Source organism: Gelidibacter japonicus, from assembly GCF_010725055.1.
In the GTDB taxonomy this organism is placed as follows: Bacteria; Bacteroidota; Bacteroidia; order Flavobacteriales; family Flavobacteriaceae; genus Gelidibacter; species Gelidibacter japonicus.
The window spans coordinates 46,869-64,220 of the sequence record NZ_BJKB01000006.1; the positions used below are offsets into that span (position 1 = coordinate 46,869).

Annotated in this window: 14 protein-coding genes; 8 read left to right on the forward strand and 6 right to left on the reverse strand. The window is 32.7% G+C overall.

All coding sequences use genetic code 11. From position 1 onward, the window contains the following. Positions 1–46: 46 nt before the first annotated feature. Positions 47–562, forward strand: coding sequence for a DinB family protein (locus tag G6N06_RS08040; protein ID WP_163515691.1), 516 nt, complete (start codon positions 47–49; stop codon positions 560–562). Here G6N06_RS08040 and aroB read toward each other — a convergent pair. Next, on the reverse strand, positions 557–1,624 hold the full coding sequence (gene aroB / locus G6N06_RS08045; protein WP_163515693.1) for a 3-dehydroquinate synthase: 1,068 nt from the start codon (positions 1,622–1,624) through the stop codon (positions 557–559). The genes G6N06_RS08040 and aroB overlap by 6 nt on opposite strands. Before the next feature lie 98 nt (positions 1,625–1,722). Here aroB and G6N06_RS08050 point away from each other — a divergent pair, with 98 nt between their 5' ends. Beyond that, on the forward strand, positions 1,723–2,889 hold the full coding sequence (locus tag G6N06_RS08050) for a proline dehydrogenase family protein (RefSeq protein ID WP_163515918.1): 1,167 nt from the start codon (positions 1,723–1,725) through the stop codon (positions 2,887–2,889). On the opposite strand, the gene G6N06_RS08055 is transcribed toward G6N06_RS08050, so the two are convergent. The 5 genes from G6N06_RS08055 to G6N06_RS08075 form a co-directional block, all read right to left on the reverse strand. Further along, positions 2,890–4,041, reverse strand: coding sequence for a polysaccharide deacetylase family protein (locus tag G6N06_RS08055; protein ID WP_163515695.1), 1,152 nt, complete (start codon positions 4,039–4,041; stop codon positions 2,890–2,892). Between the two features lie 66 nt (positions 4,042–4,107). Further along, positions 4,108–6,462, reverse strand: a complete 2,355-nt coding sequence (locus tag G6N06_RS08060; RefSeq protein WP_163515697.1) for a GumC family protein — start codon at positions 6,460–6,462, stop codon at positions 4,108–4,110. 13 nt (positions 6,463–6,475) lie between these two features. Beyond that, complete coding sequence (locus G6N06_RS08065) at positions 6,476–7,249, reverse strand: polysaccharide biosynthesis/export family protein (protein WP_163515699.1); 774 nt, start codon at positions 7,247–7,249, stop codon at positions 6,476–6,478. A gap of 35 nt (positions 7,250–7,284) precedes the next feature. After that, positions 7,285–9,171, reverse strand: coding sequence for a polysaccharide biosynthesis protein (locus G6N06_RS08070; RefSeq protein ID WP_163515701.1), 1,887 nt, complete (start codon positions 9,169–9,171; stop codon positions 7,285–7,287). Further along, on the reverse strand, positions 9,168–10,292 hold the full coding sequence (locus G6N06_RS08075) for a DegT/DnrJ/EryC1/StrS family aminotransferase (protein WP_163515703.1): 1,125 nt from the start codon (positions 10,290–10,292) through the stop codon (positions 9,168–9,170). Before G6N06_RS08075 ends, G6N06_RS08070 begins: the two co-directional genes overlap by 4 nt. Before the next feature lie 387 nt (positions 10,293–10,679). Here G6N06_RS08075 and G6N06_RS08080 point away from each other — a divergent pair, with 387 nt between their 5' ends. The 6 genes from G6N06_RS08080 (at position 10,680) to G6N06_RS08105 (ending at position 17,346) form a co-directional block, all read left to right on the forward strand. Continuing rightward, complete coding sequence (locus G6N06_RS08080) at positions 10,680–11,651, forward strand: ATP-grasp domain-containing protein (protein WP_163515705.1); 972 nt, start codon at positions 10,680–10,682, stop codon at positions 11,649–11,651. Further along, a complete protein-coding gene (locus G6N06_RS08085; RefSeq protein WP_163515706.1) occupies positions 11,635–12,291 on the forward strand; it encodes an HAD family hydrolase in 657 nt (218 codons plus the stop codon). Before G6N06_RS08080 ends, G6N06_RS08085 begins: the two co-directional genes overlap by 17 nt. Positions 12,292–12,676: 385 nt before the next feature. Then, positions 12,677–14,020 (forward strand): murein biosynthesis integral membrane protein MurJ, encoded by a 1,344-nt coding sequence (gene murJ, locus G6N06_RS08090; RefSeq protein WP_163515708.1) that lies wholly within the window; start codon positions 12,677–12,679, stop codon positions 14,018–14,020. Between the two features lie 187 nt (positions 14,021–14,207). Continuing rightward, positions 14,208–15,293 (forward strand): glycosyltransferase family 4 protein, encoded by a 1,086-nt coding sequence (locus tag G6N06_RS08095; RefSeq protein ID WP_163515710.1) that lies wholly within the window; start codon positions 14,208–14,210, stop codon positions 15,291–15,293. A gap of 2 nt (positions 15,294–15,295) precedes the next feature. Then, complete coding sequence (locus G6N06_RS08100; protein ID WP_163515712.1) at positions 15,296–16,498, forward strand: O-antigen ligase family protein; 1,203 nt, start codon at positions 15,296–15,298, stop codon at positions 16,496–16,498. Between the two features lie 290 nt (positions 16,499–16,788). Next, positions 16,789–17,346, forward strand: coding sequence for a serine O-acetyltransferase (locus G6N06_RS08105; protein WP_240338012.1), 558 nt, complete (start codon positions 16,789–16,791; stop codon positions 17,344–17,346). Positions 17,347–17,352: the final 6 nt, after the last annotated feature.

Below are 17,352 nucleotides of genomic sequence, written 5' to 3' on the forward strand. Positions count from 1 at the left end.
ACTCAATGAAGGGTGTTTTTTGTTGAGATCAATTAAGGTTGAGTATATGAACAAAAGCGAAATAAGTTTAGAGGAGTATAATAGTTACTATCAACCATATATTGATAAAGCTGGTACTGGCAATGTGTTTGATGATTTAAGGAGCAATCATGAGACAATAATTTTATTTTTAAAAAGTATACCGGTAGAAAAACTCCATTATCGTTACGCTAAAGGCAAATGGACCATAAAGGAAATTCTTCTTCATTTGATTGATACGGAACGCGTTTTTGCCTATCGGGCAATGTGTATTGCAAGAAGTGACAAAACCGAATTGCCCGGTTTTGATCAAGATGATTTTGTTGCCCACAGTAACGCTGATAAAAGAAGCATGGAAAGCCTCCTGTCTGAATACCAAAGTGTTAGAAAGGCTACAATATCCTTGTTTGAAAGCTTTAATCAAAAAAGTTTGGCACGAATAGGCACCGTCAGTCATAGTCGTCTTTCTGTTAGGGCCATTGCGTTAATAATTTTAGGTCATGAGAGCCATCACCTCCAAATGATCAAGGAGCATTATCTATGATCTGTAATAATCAAAGGCTTTTATAATCAATTCGTTTTCTACCAAACAATCAATTTTTGGCATCCCTATCCTTTGCAAAAGCACAAAGTTGATATTACCATGCTCATTCTTTTTGTCATATTTTAAAAGATCGATGATGGCGTTATGATCTGAAGCTTCAATAGTCACTCTTTTGAAGATTTTAAGAAAGGTTTCCTTTATGGTTTTTAAGTCGTCTTTTGGGAAGCCAAGCAAGTGAGATGAAATATAGGCCTCCATAATCATTCCAATGGCAATGGCCTCTCCATGGAGGAGTTCTTCCTTATCTGTCTGACTTAAAAAATAAGATTCAATGGCATGGCCCAAAGTGTGTCCGAAATTGAGTGTTTTCCGCAGGCCATGTTCATTTGGGTCTTCAGTTACAATGTGGTTTTTTATCTCAACAGATTGATGAATTAAGGCGTCTAAATCATCTAAGGTTAACGTGTTTAGGTTTAAAAATTTGTTCCAATATTCTCTATCATAAATAAGTCCATGCTTAAGCATTTCAGCCAATCCACTCTTTAGGTGATTTTGCGGAAGTGTATCCAGAAAACCGGTATCAACAATGACCATATCACCTGAAGAAATCACCCCCACCTGATTTTTAAGTGGTCCGAGATCAATTCCTGTTTTCCCACCTACAGAGGCATCAACCATAGATAGAAGCGATGTAGGGACGTTGATGTATTTCAAGCCACGCTTGAAAGTGCAGGCGACAAATCCTCCCAAATCAGTTACAACGCCTCCACCGACATTGATGATCAGGCTTTTTCTGTCTGCACCCAATTCTGATAATGCATTCCATACACCTACGCAAGTCTCAATGTTTTTATGAGCTTCACCAGCATCAATTTCAATGATTTCACATGTCAGGTCCGTTTCTAATTTGGATATAAAACGTGGTAAGCAATGCACATGTGTATTGGTATCGACAATAATAAATAATTTTGAGAAATGATTGTTTTTCAGATAGTTGTTTAATTCTTTGTATCCCTTTGCATTAAAGTGAACGGCATAAGAATTGGTCGTAATTGATGTCATTATTTTAATAGCTTTAATAAAGGCTGAAAATAAGCAGTTTTTAATTAATTAATCAGAAATGAATAATTAAATTTGTCTTTATTTTTCTCATAATGGCAATATCTAAAATTTTTGAAAATACAGAAGTCGCTTTTCGTCTTAAAAGTGACTCAGAGCTTGAGCGTGCTTATTTTTTGTTCAAGATGATCTCTCATGAGCCTTTGGTCAGAATAGGTACGGCGGCAACAAATTTCGCTTTGAAAGCCCGTTTGCCGGTAGAAGGTTTGATCAGGTCGACGGTTTTTGACCACTTTTGTGGGGGAGTGAATGAAGAGGATTGCTTACCGGTTATTGACAGGATGTATGCTAAAGGTGTAAGTTCTGTATTGGACTATTCTGTTGAAGGCAAGGAAATCGAGTCCCATTTTGATGCTGCTATGGAGAAAACCTTGAAAATTATCAATTTTGCCGACGAGAAAAAGTCTATGCCCATTGCTGTATTTAAGCCTACTGGATTTGGAAGATTCCACCTATATCAAAAGAAAGGTGAAGGAAAGCCATTTACTCCTAAAGAACAAGAAGAGTGGGAGCGTGTAGTGGCGCGTTTTGATAAGGTATGCAAATTAGCAAAAGAAAAGGATGTGGAAATTCTGATTGATAGCGAACAAAGCTGGATGCAGGATGCTGCTGACGATTTATGCGAAGCCATGATGCGTAAGTATAATACAGGAGTTCCAGTAGTTTACAACACCTTACAGTTGTATCGATGGGACCGATTGGATTATCTTAAATCGCTTCATAAACGTGCTAAGAAAGATGGCTTCACCGTAGGGGCTAAAATTGTGCGAGGAGCTTACATGGAGAAGGAGAGGGAAAGAGCCGAAGAAGAGGGGTATGAATCACCTATTTGTGCCACAAAAGAAGCTACAGATTTAAATTTTGATGAAACATTGGAATATATTCTAAGAAATCTAGATACCATTTCATTGTTTATAGGCACCCATAATGAACAAAGCTGTTATTTGGCGATGCAGTTGATGGCGGATTTGGGAATTGATAAAAGCGACAATAGGGTGTGGTTTGGGCAGCTTTATGGTATGAGTGACCATATCAGCTTCAATCTGGCTGAACATGGCTATAATGTAGCTAAATATGTGCCCTTTGGTCCAGTAAAGGATGTGATGCCCTATTTAATCAGAAGGGCAGAGGAGAATACCTCGGTTGCAGGTCAGACGAGTAGGGAGTTGTCATTAATAAAAACAGAAAGAAAGCGAAGAAAGTTATAGTTATAAACCTATTTTGTCTAAAATGATGAACCCTAATTTGTTTATGCGATAAAGATTTTTGTGAAGAACACTTCCGTTATGGTATTTAAATAGATTGATGAGATAATTAGAGTCCTTTACATAATGATACTTTGTGTTCGTGGAAATAAACGAACCCATTGCAGAACGTTTGATTCTTTTGTAATCATCCGCATTATTTTCAACGAGCTTTTTATCCTTAAACGACACAGTAGATGCTTTATAGCCAGCTTCGATAGATAAATTAACACTTAAATCATTATATCCTCCTCCGGGCCAACATAAGAAGTCAATCTTCTTGTTGAGCTTTTCTTCTAAGAGTGACTTGCTTTCAAAGAGCTCATAGCGATATCTCTTTTCCATCTCCTCGTCCGTCTCGTAAGTTCCTGGAAAAGTAATAAGTTTCTTATTTAACTTTTCAATTAACAAAGACTTGTCTCTCAGTTTCTCATTATTAGAATACAATTCAATAGCGTATTTAACTAAATTTTCATCCGGAAAATAGCGTCTTAATCCTAGTGCTCTTCCAAAATCAAATATGGGATTTCCAAAAGGGACAAATTGTTTTTGATTTTCTGTAGTATAGTAGGGTTTTCTATGAGGTTTATTAATCCAAGCCATCCAGTCGTAGTGTGGCTGACCGGTATAGATGTCTCTAATATTATTGGAATGGAAATAGAAATTATGGCTCATACTGTGTGATTGTATGTCGATGGTATTAGATGAATCCATTTTCTTCAATTCTGACCAATTAAGGAAACCTATCGGCGATAATTCTCCGACATTAATTTTATTATCCCATACATCTTCTAAGTTAAAACGAATATTTTCTGAATTATCAATAAATTCCGGATTCACAAAAATTGTCCCTTTCAATCTATACTTTTTTAGAATTGGGTATGCATAAACCCAATTATCTAAGTAGCCATCATCAAAAGTTAAAACAACTTTTCGAGTAGATTCTTTTGAGGGACTTCCTTGTTCGTTGTACCACTCATCAAGAAAAACTGTTTCATAATTCTCATCTACTAAAAACTTGCAAAAACTTTCAAAATGATCTAAAGACACCGACAACCAATTTCTATACCATTCATTTTTCTCACATCCAACGCTATGAAACATTAATACTGTCATTTAGATTTATTTAAAATTTTGAAAATGGTTTATTTAGGATAAATTTATATTGGAATTTCAGCTGATTTACTTTCTAAATAGGCCTTTCTTCTGTTTTTGTGGGTTATTTCCATACCCATAGCCATATCCTTCACTTCCGGTTTTTACACCGTTTAGTAACAGGGTCATATTGGGTAACCTTTTTTTCTCATATAATGGTCTTGCAACATGTACTAATTGCCTTTTATCAATATTGTTTGCACTTACAACATAAATAAACATATCGGCATATTTGGAAATAAGCAATGTATCGCTAACAAGCCCTACAGCAGATGTATCCACGATTATATAATCATATATTTTATCAAAATATTCAAAAAGTTCACCCACTCTGTCACTCATTAATAGTTCTGATGGATTTGGTGGTAGTGTGCCAGAAGGAATGATGTCAATGAAAGGGTTTTCCTTATTGTGCACAACTATGTCTTGGGGTTTTATGGATTTATCTATAATAAAATCTGATAAGCCTTTTTCAATTTTTTCGGATTTATTCAAATAAGCCATTATTTTTGGTATTCTCACGTCAGCTTCAATTAAAAGAACTGATTTCTCCGAGTATGAGATGGACATGGCAAGATTAGTGCTAGTGTGCGATTTTCCTTCCTGTGCAGTAGTAGAGGTTATAAATAATTTTTTAGAATACCCAGAATTACCGGATAACATAAAATCTATATTAGAACGCAAAATTCTAAAAGCCTCAGCCTTGGGTGAATAGTCAATTTGTTTGACTATTTTATTTTTTTTGCTTGTTTTTGGGATATCACCAATGTACGGAATATCAAGGATTTTAATCAAATCTTCTTTATTGTGGATTTTATTATCCAATAAATTTAATAGATAAATAGAGCCTATCGGCACTGCCAATCCAAATAATATAGCGCCAAGATAAGTTAACATTTTGTTTGGTGATACAGGAAGAAACGATGAATAGCCATGGTCAATAATTTTTGCTTTAGGAGAAAACATACCTAAACTAATTGCGGACTCCTCCCGCTGTTGCAAAAGATAGAGAAATAATGACTCTTTAATACCTTGTTGTCGCTCAATATCCCTAAATTGTCTTTCTCTTGTGGGAGCAGAGTATAATTGTCCACGAATTCTAGCTCCTTCCCTAGATAAACTGTTAAGTGTTAATTCATTCGTTTTTTTTAAGCTCTCAAGCGTATTTTCTAGATTATCTTTTAGAGCATTTATTTGATTATCTAAGTTTATGACCGTAGGGTTTATTTCGCTAGAGTTCTTTAAAATACTCTCTCGTTGTGCGACTAATTCATTATGGGTTCTTGTGACCTGTAAAATAGCTGGATCTTCAATAATATTTGCTGGAAGTAAATCTGAGCTTTTATGTTTTTCCTTAATTTCCTCCTTTAAATAATCAATTAACTGAATCGTATTTGTGGTTGAGTTAATCCTGTCTTCAGTTATTCTTTCGCTTTCTAAATATAAATTTGCTTGAGAACCCAGAGCGGTAAGCTTATTCTTTTTTTGAAGCTGTTCGGCTGTAAAATCTACTTCATTCAACTCCTTTGAAACTACTTGGAGACGATTATTGATAAAATCAGAGGTAATTTCAATAACTGATTCTTTATCTGCAATAACATCATTGTTGTATTCGTTAATTAAATTGTTGAGAATATCAATAGCTCGTTCAGGAATATTGTCTTTCAATTCTAATTTTACAACACTCGAACCAGTTTCTGTTGAAACGGCAATTCTTTTTTGGTAATCATCAACTACTTTTCTTACAGGTACTATAGATACCCTTAGATTGCTACCTATAATAGGTGCATATTTTCCAATATTTGGAACGATTATAACATCTCCAAATCCAGTTTTAATCTTATCACCAAAATTATACGGGTCACCATGAGATTCATCTCTGTCAATTAACGATTTTCCATCATCTTTAAACATTAAGTATTTCGACGGAGAAATAATTTTAATAAAAAGGGTGGTATCTACGTTGTGTATAATAGAATCGTGTGCGAAAAAATTGAGTTTTAAAGGAGGATTGTTATAAATTTCAAGTTCTTTTATCTGACCTTGTGTATAATATTTAATATTCAAATTTAAGTCTTTGACTACATTTTCGATCAACGTTCTTGATTGAATTACTTCAATTTCGTCAAGGATTTTATTTGACCCATTAGCGAACAATCCTTTACCCGTGATGTCTTCTAAACTTGGTAGTTTTTGAGACTGAGTATCATCCTGAATTTTAATTGTTGCGCTAGCGTTGTATTGATAAGTTTCGTATCTCAAATAAGAATAAGCCAAGGAAACCGCAATTACAAGACTTAATGATATTATCAACCAATGGGAGGTAATTAGTTCCAATTGTTGCTTTAATTCGTTATTAGCTGAACTATTTGTCTTTTTCATTTTTTTAACTAAATTATCTTATCAAGAATACGGCTACAATCGTAGTTAAGGTTCCTATCGCAGAAATTAGTACAGCATTATTTTGGTTATAATTTGAGGAGCGTATTCTTGCCTTATTTGGTTCAACTACAATTACATCATTCTGCTGTAAATAATAAAGAGGTGAACTAACTGAATTTACAGATGTCAAATCAATTTTGGCGAATTTTTTCCTACCATCAACTTCACGGATCAATAGTACATTTTTTCGTTCACCAAAAATGGTCAAATCATGAGCCAATCCTAAAGCTTCTGGTAAGGAAATTCGTTCTTTTTGGATTGTAAAAGTGCCCGGGCTTGAAACTTCACCAATTATGGTTACGGTAAAATTAATAAGTCTAATGTTTACAATAGGATCTTTTGCATAGACACTGATTTTTTCTTTTAGAAAAGCGGTAAGTTCGATTCTAGTCATTCCAGCGATATGCAAAGTACCCAAAACAGGAAACTCAATATTCCCATTAAAGTCAACCAAATAAGTCTGCATTCTGGTCGCACCTGTGGCACTAACAAGATCTTCACTTTCAGTTACGAGTGACAAGTTAAAGGGTTTTGCTGCCAAAGGGTCTGCAGCAGTGACATTAATCGTAAGAATGTCATCCGGTTTATAAACTAGTTGTTCGGGTGTTGAATCTATATAACCACCGCTTAAAGGTTCATCTTGAAAATATAAGAGATCTTTACTTGAAGTGCAAGAGGTAACCAATGCTATTGCTATAATTGAAATCGTGACAAGACGTGTTTTCATGTAAATAGTTTTAAAGATTTAGCTTAAAAATAGGACTATTTTTTAATATCTAAAACTTCATACGTCGAGTTATTAGATATATATTCAGGAATTAAAAGTTTTATCGAAGATACTATTTCCAAGGGTTGTGTTAGAGAACTCACAGCAGTTAATTTGTTTATTTGTTTTTCAACACTTTCGATATCCACATATCGCGATTTTGCAATCATTATTTTTTCATGATAGGTTTTTGTGGTGTTTTCTCCATCTGCCAAAAGTTCTTCGTAAATCTTTTCCCCTGGCCTCAAACCAGTGATTTTAATGTCCACATCCTCTGGGTATCTTAAACCAGATAATATGATCATGTTTTTTGCTAGGTTGAAAATTTTAATCGGTTCTCCCATATCGAAAACAAAAATTTCACCTCCATTACCCATGGCTGCAGCCTCTAAAACAAGTTGACAGGCTTCAGGTATAGTCATAAAGTAGCGAGTGATATCCTTATGGGTCACTGTTAGAGGCCCACCTTTTTCAATTTGTTTTTTAAATAATGGAATCACAGATCCATTTGATCCTAAGACATTACCAAATCTAGTGGTAATAAATTTGGTATGTCCTTTTCCTTTAAGACAGGTCACATAAAGCTCGGCGATGCGTTTAGTCGCTCCCATAACATTTGTTGGGTTGACCGCTTTGTCGGTAGAGATCAATACAAATTTATCGACACCATGCTTAACAGCCATATCCGCTACGTTTTTAGTGCCTCCAATATTAACACTAACAGCTTCAAAAGGATTGTTTTCCATTAATGGTACATGTTTATAAGCAGCAGCGTGGAAAATTACTTTTGGCTTATATTCATTAAGTATTTGATCTACTCTGGTTCTATTGCGAATATCGGCAACTATAACCTCTATGTTTTCAAGCCCTTGTTGTCTAAACTCTTGCTGAAGATCATATAATGCCGACTCTGAATTGTCCAAAAGAATTAATTTTTTGTAATTGTATAAACTGACTTTTCGAGAGATTTCACTGCCTATGGATCCAGCAGCGCCTGTTATAAGAATAATCCTATTCTCATACTCTTCTGTTGGATTGATTATAGATATGGGATCTCGTCCAAGTAAGTCTTCAATGTTGACATGTTTAATTTGCCCAATACTCAAATCGCCATCGATCCAACTCTGTACAGGAGGGACGATTTTTACATGAAGTCCCAAATCAAATAAATAACCTGTGATTTGAAGTAACCGTGTTGGATCAATATTCTGAATCGAAACAATGACTTCTTCAACTTTATTTTTTAAAACAAATTCTGGAGTTACTTTGTCTAAACTATAGACAGTTAAAAGATTTATTTTCTTTCCAACTTTACTCTCATTGTCATCAATAAAGCCTATGACAATATAACTGTTTTGAGGATCGTTACTGATGGCTTCGTAAGTTATCATTCCTGAATTACCGGCGCCATATATTAAGACTTTCTTAGTAACGCTAAAATCATTGCTTAAAGCATTATAGAGTGACTTTATAAATAACTTAAAGCCAATAAGCAGCAATATGTTCAGCAATAAATGTATATAAATTATGGAGCCAGGAATATCATATACATCACTATAACCGAATTTTCGACTGAAAAAGGTCGAAATAATCAAAATTGTGGCTAAAATATTGACGCCAATGATTATATTGATAATGTCTTTATACCCTGTAAATCTTACGACCCCCTTATGTGATCTAACAGACAAAAAACTAATCAATGCGGCTATTAGCACAAAGGGAACTTGACGCATCATCAAGTTAAGATCGAATTCAATCTTAAAATTAAACCTAATAAAATATGCGAAAAATAAACTAACAATTACAATAAATAAATCCAATAGCAATACCAACCATTTGGAGGCATACCTATGGGATATTTTATGTAAAAATTTATAAATCATTTATTAAAATATGTGTTAATGGTTGTGACTACTCTATCGAGTTCAGCATCAGTTAAATTTGAACCACTTGGCAGACACAGACCTTTTTCAAATAACTCGTCCGAAACACCATTGAGATATCGTGGCGCGTTTTTAAAGACTGGCTGTTGGTGCATTGGTTTCCATAAGGGCCGGGATTCTATGTTCTCATTTTCTAAAGATAATCTTAAACCTTCTCTAATTGATTTAGATTTCAATAAAATGCAAGACAACCAGCGGTTTGAAAAACAACCTTCAGGCTCTTGTAAAAATACGATATTATCGTTGTTTTTAAAAACACTTACATAAAACTCATGGTTTGAACGCCGCTTTGCCACGTGGCTATCTAATACAGTCATTTGCCCACGACCGATTCCTGCAACAATATTGGACATTCTATAATTGTATCCAATTTGTGAATGCAAATAATGTGGCGCATTGTCTCGTGCCTGTGTAGCCAAGAAAACGGCCTTTTTTTTATTTTTTAAGGTTTTTGAGACTAATGCCCCTCCTCCTGAAGTGGTAATGATTTTATTTCCATTAAAAGATAAAATGGAAAAATCTCCAAACGTTCCACATTTTCGACCGTTATATTCGCTGCCTAAGGATTCTGCGCTATCTTCAATTACTGGAATTTCATATTTTAATGCCACTTGATTTATTTCATCAACTTTATAAGGCATACCGTATAAATGTACGGCAATGATAGCTTTGGGCTTAATACCTTTTGAAACTCTATCCTTGATTGCTATTTCAAGTTGCACAGGGCACATATTCCAAGTCTCTCTTTCACTATCCACAAAGATAGGAGTTGCCCCTTGGTAGACTATAGGATTAGCAGAAGCGGAAAAAGTTTTACTTTGACAAATAACTTCATCACCCTTTTCGACCCCTAACAATATAAGACTTAGATGTAAGGCGGAGGTTCCAGATGCCAACGCGGCTACATGACAATCTTCTTTGAGATAAGTTTGTAAATCAAATTCGAAGCCATTTACGTTTGGTCCAAGTGGCGCTACCCAATTAGAGTCAAATGCTTCTTGTATGTAAGGTAGCTCATTACCACTCATATGTGGTGATGACAGCCAAATTTTCGGTTTCATAAGTAAGAATTGTGAAGTAATATATAATTACCATTCAATGTCATGTCAATATAGGGATCGGGGATACATTCTAAATTATAGTCTAAATATCCGTTAATATCTTCATCACTCCCAATTAAAACGACCAAAAGTAAATATTTACGTTTACCTATAGTCAATTTCTGAAAGGTTCTCTACTAATATCTTTTTTAACTACCAATAACTCATGATATAATAGAATTGACTTTAAGGTAAATAAAATTAATGCATGGTTTTGGATTTGATCTTCAATATTTTTTAATCTGAATTGTGATTTTATGGTGATTTTGTGAAATATTTTATTTTAACTACATTATATTTATCGTCTCTAATTTGTTTTGCAATAAATTAATTCCCTAAATTACAATAATGAATATCTTAATAACTTCAGCAGGACGCAGAGTTTCTCTTGTGAAATCATTTCAAAAAGAATTAAAAAACATTGACAGTAAAGGTAAAGTTTATACGACAGATTCGTGCCCATTATTATCAGCTGCTTGCCAAATTTCGGATATGTTTTTTAAAGCTCCAAGAATTGATGCCTCTGACTATATAGAAAGCCTAATAGAACTTTGTAGAACTCATAATATTAGCTTAATCGTTCCAACCATAGATACCGAATTGCTCGATCTTGCAAAAAATAAACTAAGATTTGAGGAACAAGGCGTTAAGGTTGTTATTTCTTCAGTTGAATTTGTCTCTAAATGTAGGGATAAAAGACTGATCCATAAATTTTTTGTAGATCATAATGTGAATGTAGCCGAAGAATATTCCAAACATAATTTCAGCTTACCACTATTTATAAAACCAAGGGATGGAAGTAGGAGTGTAGATACTTTTCTGATTCGTTCTAAAGATGATTTAACTGAATATCATTTTAACAATAAAAAGCTAATGTTCTTAGAATACTTGGATCATGAAGAATATGATGAATTTACATGTGATTTGTATTATTGTAAAAATCATAAGTTAAAATGTGCGGTACCTCGCAAAAGGATTGAGGTTAGAGACGGAGAAGTTTATAAAGCATTGACTATGAATAATGCATTGGTTCCTTATATAAAAAACAATTTAGATTATATTGAGGGTGCTATAGGGTGTCTCACGGCCCAGTTTTTCTTGCACAAAAAAGATGACACAAAGATTTACGGGATTGAAATTAATCCTCGATTTGGTGGAGGATATCCCTTGTCTTATTTGTCAGGAGCCAATTTCACGAAATGGATTATTGAGGAATATTTATTAGAAAAGGAGATTGGAGAAAAATTCGAAGTTTGGGAAAATAATTTGTTAATGATTCGTTATGATGATGAAATCTTAGTTCATGGATATAAAGATTGATTTTAATACCGTTGTTGTTTTTGACTTAGACGACACATTATATAACGAATTAGATTATTTGAAATCAGCATATCAATCAATTGCTTTGTCTTTGGAACCGAATAATTGGAAAGTGTTATATTCAAAGATGTTTTCTTTATACAGATGCAGATTCAATGTTTTTGAATTTGTTGCGAATTCTTATAATAAAGAAGTTGAAGATTTAGTTGATATGTACCGAAACCACGATCCAGACATTCGGTTGTTTGAGGGTGTATTGGATGTCTTTGATGCTATAAAATCAAAGAATGGTAAGATTGGAATAATTACCGATGGTAGATCAAAGACCCAAAGAGCAAAAATTGATAGTTTAGGAATATTGGAATATATAGATAGTATTATTATTTCTGAAGAAATTGGATCAGACAAGCCGTGTATAACCAATTATAAAGCTATCGAAAACTCGATATCTGGCAAAATTTACTATTATGTAGCTGATAATTTAAAAAAAGACTTTATCGCTCCAAATAGTTTAGGCTGGTACAGTGTAGCCTTAATTGATAATGGTAAGAACATACATTATGATTCTCATAAATACTTGGATGATCGTTGCTTACCCAACGAATTAATCATTGATTTCAGAGATATAAAAATTATTTGATTTTTAAAGAAGTCTTAAATTTTTGAAATATCTCTCTATTTCCGGTAAATTAAATACAAGAATTATCTTAGTTGTAAAGCATAAAATAAATTAGAATAAATATTCATAGGGTATAGTGTAATTCAACTACTAATACGCCTTCTAGACCTATTAATAATTATTTTCCAGTTTATTTTTTAATATTTGTTCTAATTAACTCCTTAAAATTTATTAATGGCAACAATTTAAAGCCGCTGATACCTATTTGTTAATTTGTAAAATTAAAACATGCCACATTCCTCAATTCCATGAAACATTATTTTGAATAGATTTCAAATAATGTTTTTTACTCCTGCAATTTATTCTGAGATTTACACACTTCGCTAAAAATCTACTATATTAAAAAATGGGAATTTTTTATTTAAATAATTTAAAAAATAGGATTCGATTGCTTCTTCGCAACCCTTTAATGAAAAGTATGGTTACAGTCGCAGTAATCACGTTTATTATTAAAGCAATTGCGTTTTATAAAGAAACAATTATTGCAGGGAGTTTTGGATTATCTGAAATATTGGATACATTTCTTGTGGCGGTCCTTGTCCCTACATTTATTCAGAGCGTTTTCTTAAACTCTCTTAAGCACTTGTTTATTCCAAATTATATCGCTGAAATTAAAAGTGGCCATGACAGATCTGGTTTTCAGGCAATTGTTTTCTTAATGACATTAGGGATTTCTCTATTATCTATTCTGTTAGCTTTTTTAACTACAGACTTATTTTTACAATTTATCTTTCCTAATCATACGGAAATCTATTATCAATTAGTAAAAGATCAGCTCTATATAATTTTACCTTGTTTGGTTTTTTGGGGTTTTTCAACGGTCTTAACTGGTTTATTGGAAGTAGAGAATAAATTTTTGATTTCGACCATATCCGAAATATTCCCTTTAATTACAATGATTGTTTTTCTTCTTTATTTAAAGGATGATATAGGTAATCTTGTTCTAGCATACGGAACATTAGCTGGAAGTGTTTTGGGCTTTATTTTTCTTCTTTTTTTTACCATTAAAGGTAATAATCTATTAATTAGTCGACCTGTTTTGAACAACAACTCAAAACTAATGTTAAGACAGTTACCTCCTAAAATCACCTCTAGTTTTCTCTCTGCAATGAATAAATTTATTGATCAATTTTTTGCTGGACAGCTAGTTGTGGGTTCAATCGCCGCTTTGAATTACGGGAATAGAGTTCCAGCGTTTGGAGTAACTATAGTAATCATGGCCCTCGGTAGTGTTCTGCTTCCTCATTTTTCTCGACTCGTAAATGAGGATTTAAAATCTGCATACAAACAGTTATTTTATATTTTAAAATTAGTTCTTGGCATTGGAATTGTTTTTGTTGTCATAGCCATTTTTATGTCAGATTTTATAATTGAATTGTGGCTTGAAAGAGATGAGTTTACCCACGCGGATACATTAAAGGTTTCTGCGATACAGCAAATAATGCTGGCAAATGTGCCATTTTATCTATGCACACTTATAATTGTCAAGTTTTTAACTAGTATTAATGAAAATAAATTTATGGCGTGGATATCGTTAATTAACCTTACCGTAAATATCATTTTAAATTTTATATTGATAGAATATTACGGAGTTTATGGCCTTGCTTTAAGCACAACATTGGTTTTAACCATAAGTAGCTGTTTTTATTTCGGATATACTTATAAATTATATAGAAAGTTAAACTTATAAAATAATTTTTCAATTAGAGTAGTTCGTTTAATTTCAGGTGTAAAATCAGCTTATAGGTCAATATATACAATGTTTAACTTTTTATAGCGCTAATTCTTAGAAGGTAGGACCCTTATAGTTGCATTATAAACTATAAGTTAGCATACATATTATAAGGAAATTAGTTGTAGTAAACAATATTTAAAAAATGAAAATAGATTTTATAATATCAAATTTGGGTGGCGGTGGCGCCGAGCGTGTACTTGCTCTAATGGTCAATAGTTTGGCGAAAAACAAGTCGAATAAAATATCAGTAATAACGCTTTTTCAAGATAAAGAAGAGTATATACTTGACCCATCCATAAATAGGGTAAAATTAAAACAAACCAGTTTCATTCCCAGTCATACACTCAGAAGTATTGTTAATTTAAGTAGATACTACAAAACCAAATCCAATAGACCAGATGTTATTGTTTCTTTTGTAACATTAACAAATCTAATCACAATAATTGTAGCCAAGTTATTTTCGATTAAAATTATTGCACAAGAACATAATTCTCATTTAAGATATATGAAAGGTCGTAAGAGAATTACAGATTTCACAAAGAAGTATCTATATAAAAGAGCAGATGTTATTACAGTATTAACGTCTTTTGACGTTGAATTTTATAGTAATCATGGTGCAAATGTATACGTCATGCCTAATCCCTGTAGCTTTAAATCGATTCGTGAAAACACTCATATAAGAGAAAAGACCATTCTGGCGGTCGGTCATTTAAATCGCTATCACCACAAAGGATTTGATAATTTAATTAAGTTAATAGCTCCCTTATTAAAAAAACACACTCAATGGCATCTAAAGATTGCCGGTGCAGGAGATGAAGGCTTAAAATATCTTAAGCAATTAGCTACAGAGCATAAAATAGTCGATAAAATTATATTCACAGGTTTTATCGATGATATATCTAAAATAATGTACGAATCATCTATATTTATATTACCCTCTAGATTTGAAGGTTTGCCAATGGTATTGCTCGAGGCTATGTCGCAGGGCATGGCCTGTATTTCTTATGACTGTAAGACAGGTCCTTCAGATATTATTGAAAATGAAAAAAACGGGTTACTAATTGAAGATCAAAATTTAGCTAAAATGCAAAAAGGCTTAAGTGATTTAATCATAAATGAAGAGCTAAGGATTAGGCTCTCCAACGAAGGTATTAAATCTCTTGATAAATATGATATTTCTGCTATTACTAAACGTTATGAGGATTTATTTGATGAAGTAATTAAATGATAATGAACAAGCTTATAATTTACATATGTTTTTATTGGCCATTGATTAATAGTTGTCTAAATATTCAGAATTTTATAGCCAAATTTATTTCACAAAATATTGCTCAACTGATAGCATATTCAAATGTACTGCTTATAATTTTAGGAATATTTTTGATTAAAAGGAATGCAGGAGTTTTGTCACGAATGAATCGGCTATGGCTTATCTTTTATATTATATACTATTGCTTTGGTTTATTAGCGGCTGGTGTTAGTGGTTTTAAATCTCCAATTTTAGCAACTTTGATACCAGTAATATATTTTATAGGATTTAATTTCCTATTGAGTGATAGGACGCAATGTAGGATGTTTTTTAAGGTTCTAACAATTTCATTTGTACTTTCTGCACTATTGACACTCATCTTATTCAGGCTCAACTTTACTTTTAATGTAGGTGGAATTTACGAATATGACCTTGATCGCGCGAGTGGAGTATATGGCGATGCCAATAATGCAGCCCTAGCTAGTATTATTGCTTATGTGTTATTCGATAAATTTTACAACCCGTCGAAATTGCTCTTTAAAGGATTCAAAGCAATGATGTTGCTTCTGATCTTCTACAGTCTGTTTGTTACATTTTCTACAACAGGCTTGTTTGTATTTACAATCGTCTTTTTCTTAACTAATTACAAATTTTTTACTGGACTTCGACTTGCACTTTTTGGAGTAAGTATAGTGCTTTTATATGTTGGAATATTTTCTCTCAAGTCTCAAACGAAAGATTTAGATTTAACAAAAACTCAAATCGCAAAGGTTGACAATATCATTAATGTTTTAACTTTTAATTTACAGGATGTTGATAACTCTGGCAGAGATAGTTTATTTGAGCACATTCTATATTATCTTTATAAAAATCCGATATTAGGAAATGGTGTGGATTTTTCGGCTGCTAAGAGAGGCCATAATACCTACATTGGAGTTTGGGTTGATGCAGGAATTTTGGCATTTGTGTTTTTTCTTGGCATTTTGTTCTATTATTACTTAAAATCGTTTAGTTTAGATAAACCTATTCGTTTTTTTTCGTTGTCAATTTTAATAGTTCTTTCTATTTTTATGATTAGTCTCCAAACTGTATTAAACCAACCTTACTTGATTGTTTTATTTCCATTTATCGGCTATATTATTGATTATAATGATTCAGGGCAGAACGATTTTAATTTTTTTTAATAAGCGTAAATTAAGTTTAATAGCATTACTTAAATTATGAATAAGATACTAATTACAAAACCAAATATAACTTAGTCCTTCGGTTTTAATTGTTTTAAGAAAATAAAGCTTAGGTTGCATTTCTCTTAAAACCAAGAGGAAAATAAAATGGCTTACTAAAAAAAGAACTAGAGATATTAATATAATTTTGTATGGTAAGTTTCCATATAAAACAGCTAATCGACCGTTAGAACCATTAATTAGAAATTAATCTCAGCTAAAAAAGTATGATACTTAATAAAAACGATTACTTGAAATATTTAGAACAAGACGCGATAGCTTTAAAAATTGACAATAAGGGACTATTTAATAATTTTAAAAATCTATTCTTTCCAGATCTGATTTGGAAATTTCAAAAGCTCCTAAGAAAAGTAGAATATTATCAAAACTGCAAGAACAAGGGCCTTTACAAAATTTATTACTTCTATTTAAAATATAAATTTAGAAACCGTTCTTTAAAAATGGGTTTTTCTATACCTCCAAATGTTTTTGGACCAGGATTAGCCATTGCTCATTATGGCACTATTGTCATAAATAGCAATACTAAAGTTGGTGCAAATTGTAGAATACACGTTTGCGTTAATATAGGAGCAACTGGTGGTCAAGAAGAAGCACCTCAATTAGGCGACAATGTTTACATCGCTCCAGGGGCAAAAATTTTTGGGAACATTACTATTCCAAGTAACACGGCTATTGGAGCAAATGCAGTTGTCAATAAATCTTTCAATGAAGAAAATACTGTTATTGCAGGTATCCCAGCTAAAGTAATTGGTGAGGTTGATATAACGAAATTCATAAAACACATATAAAAATTT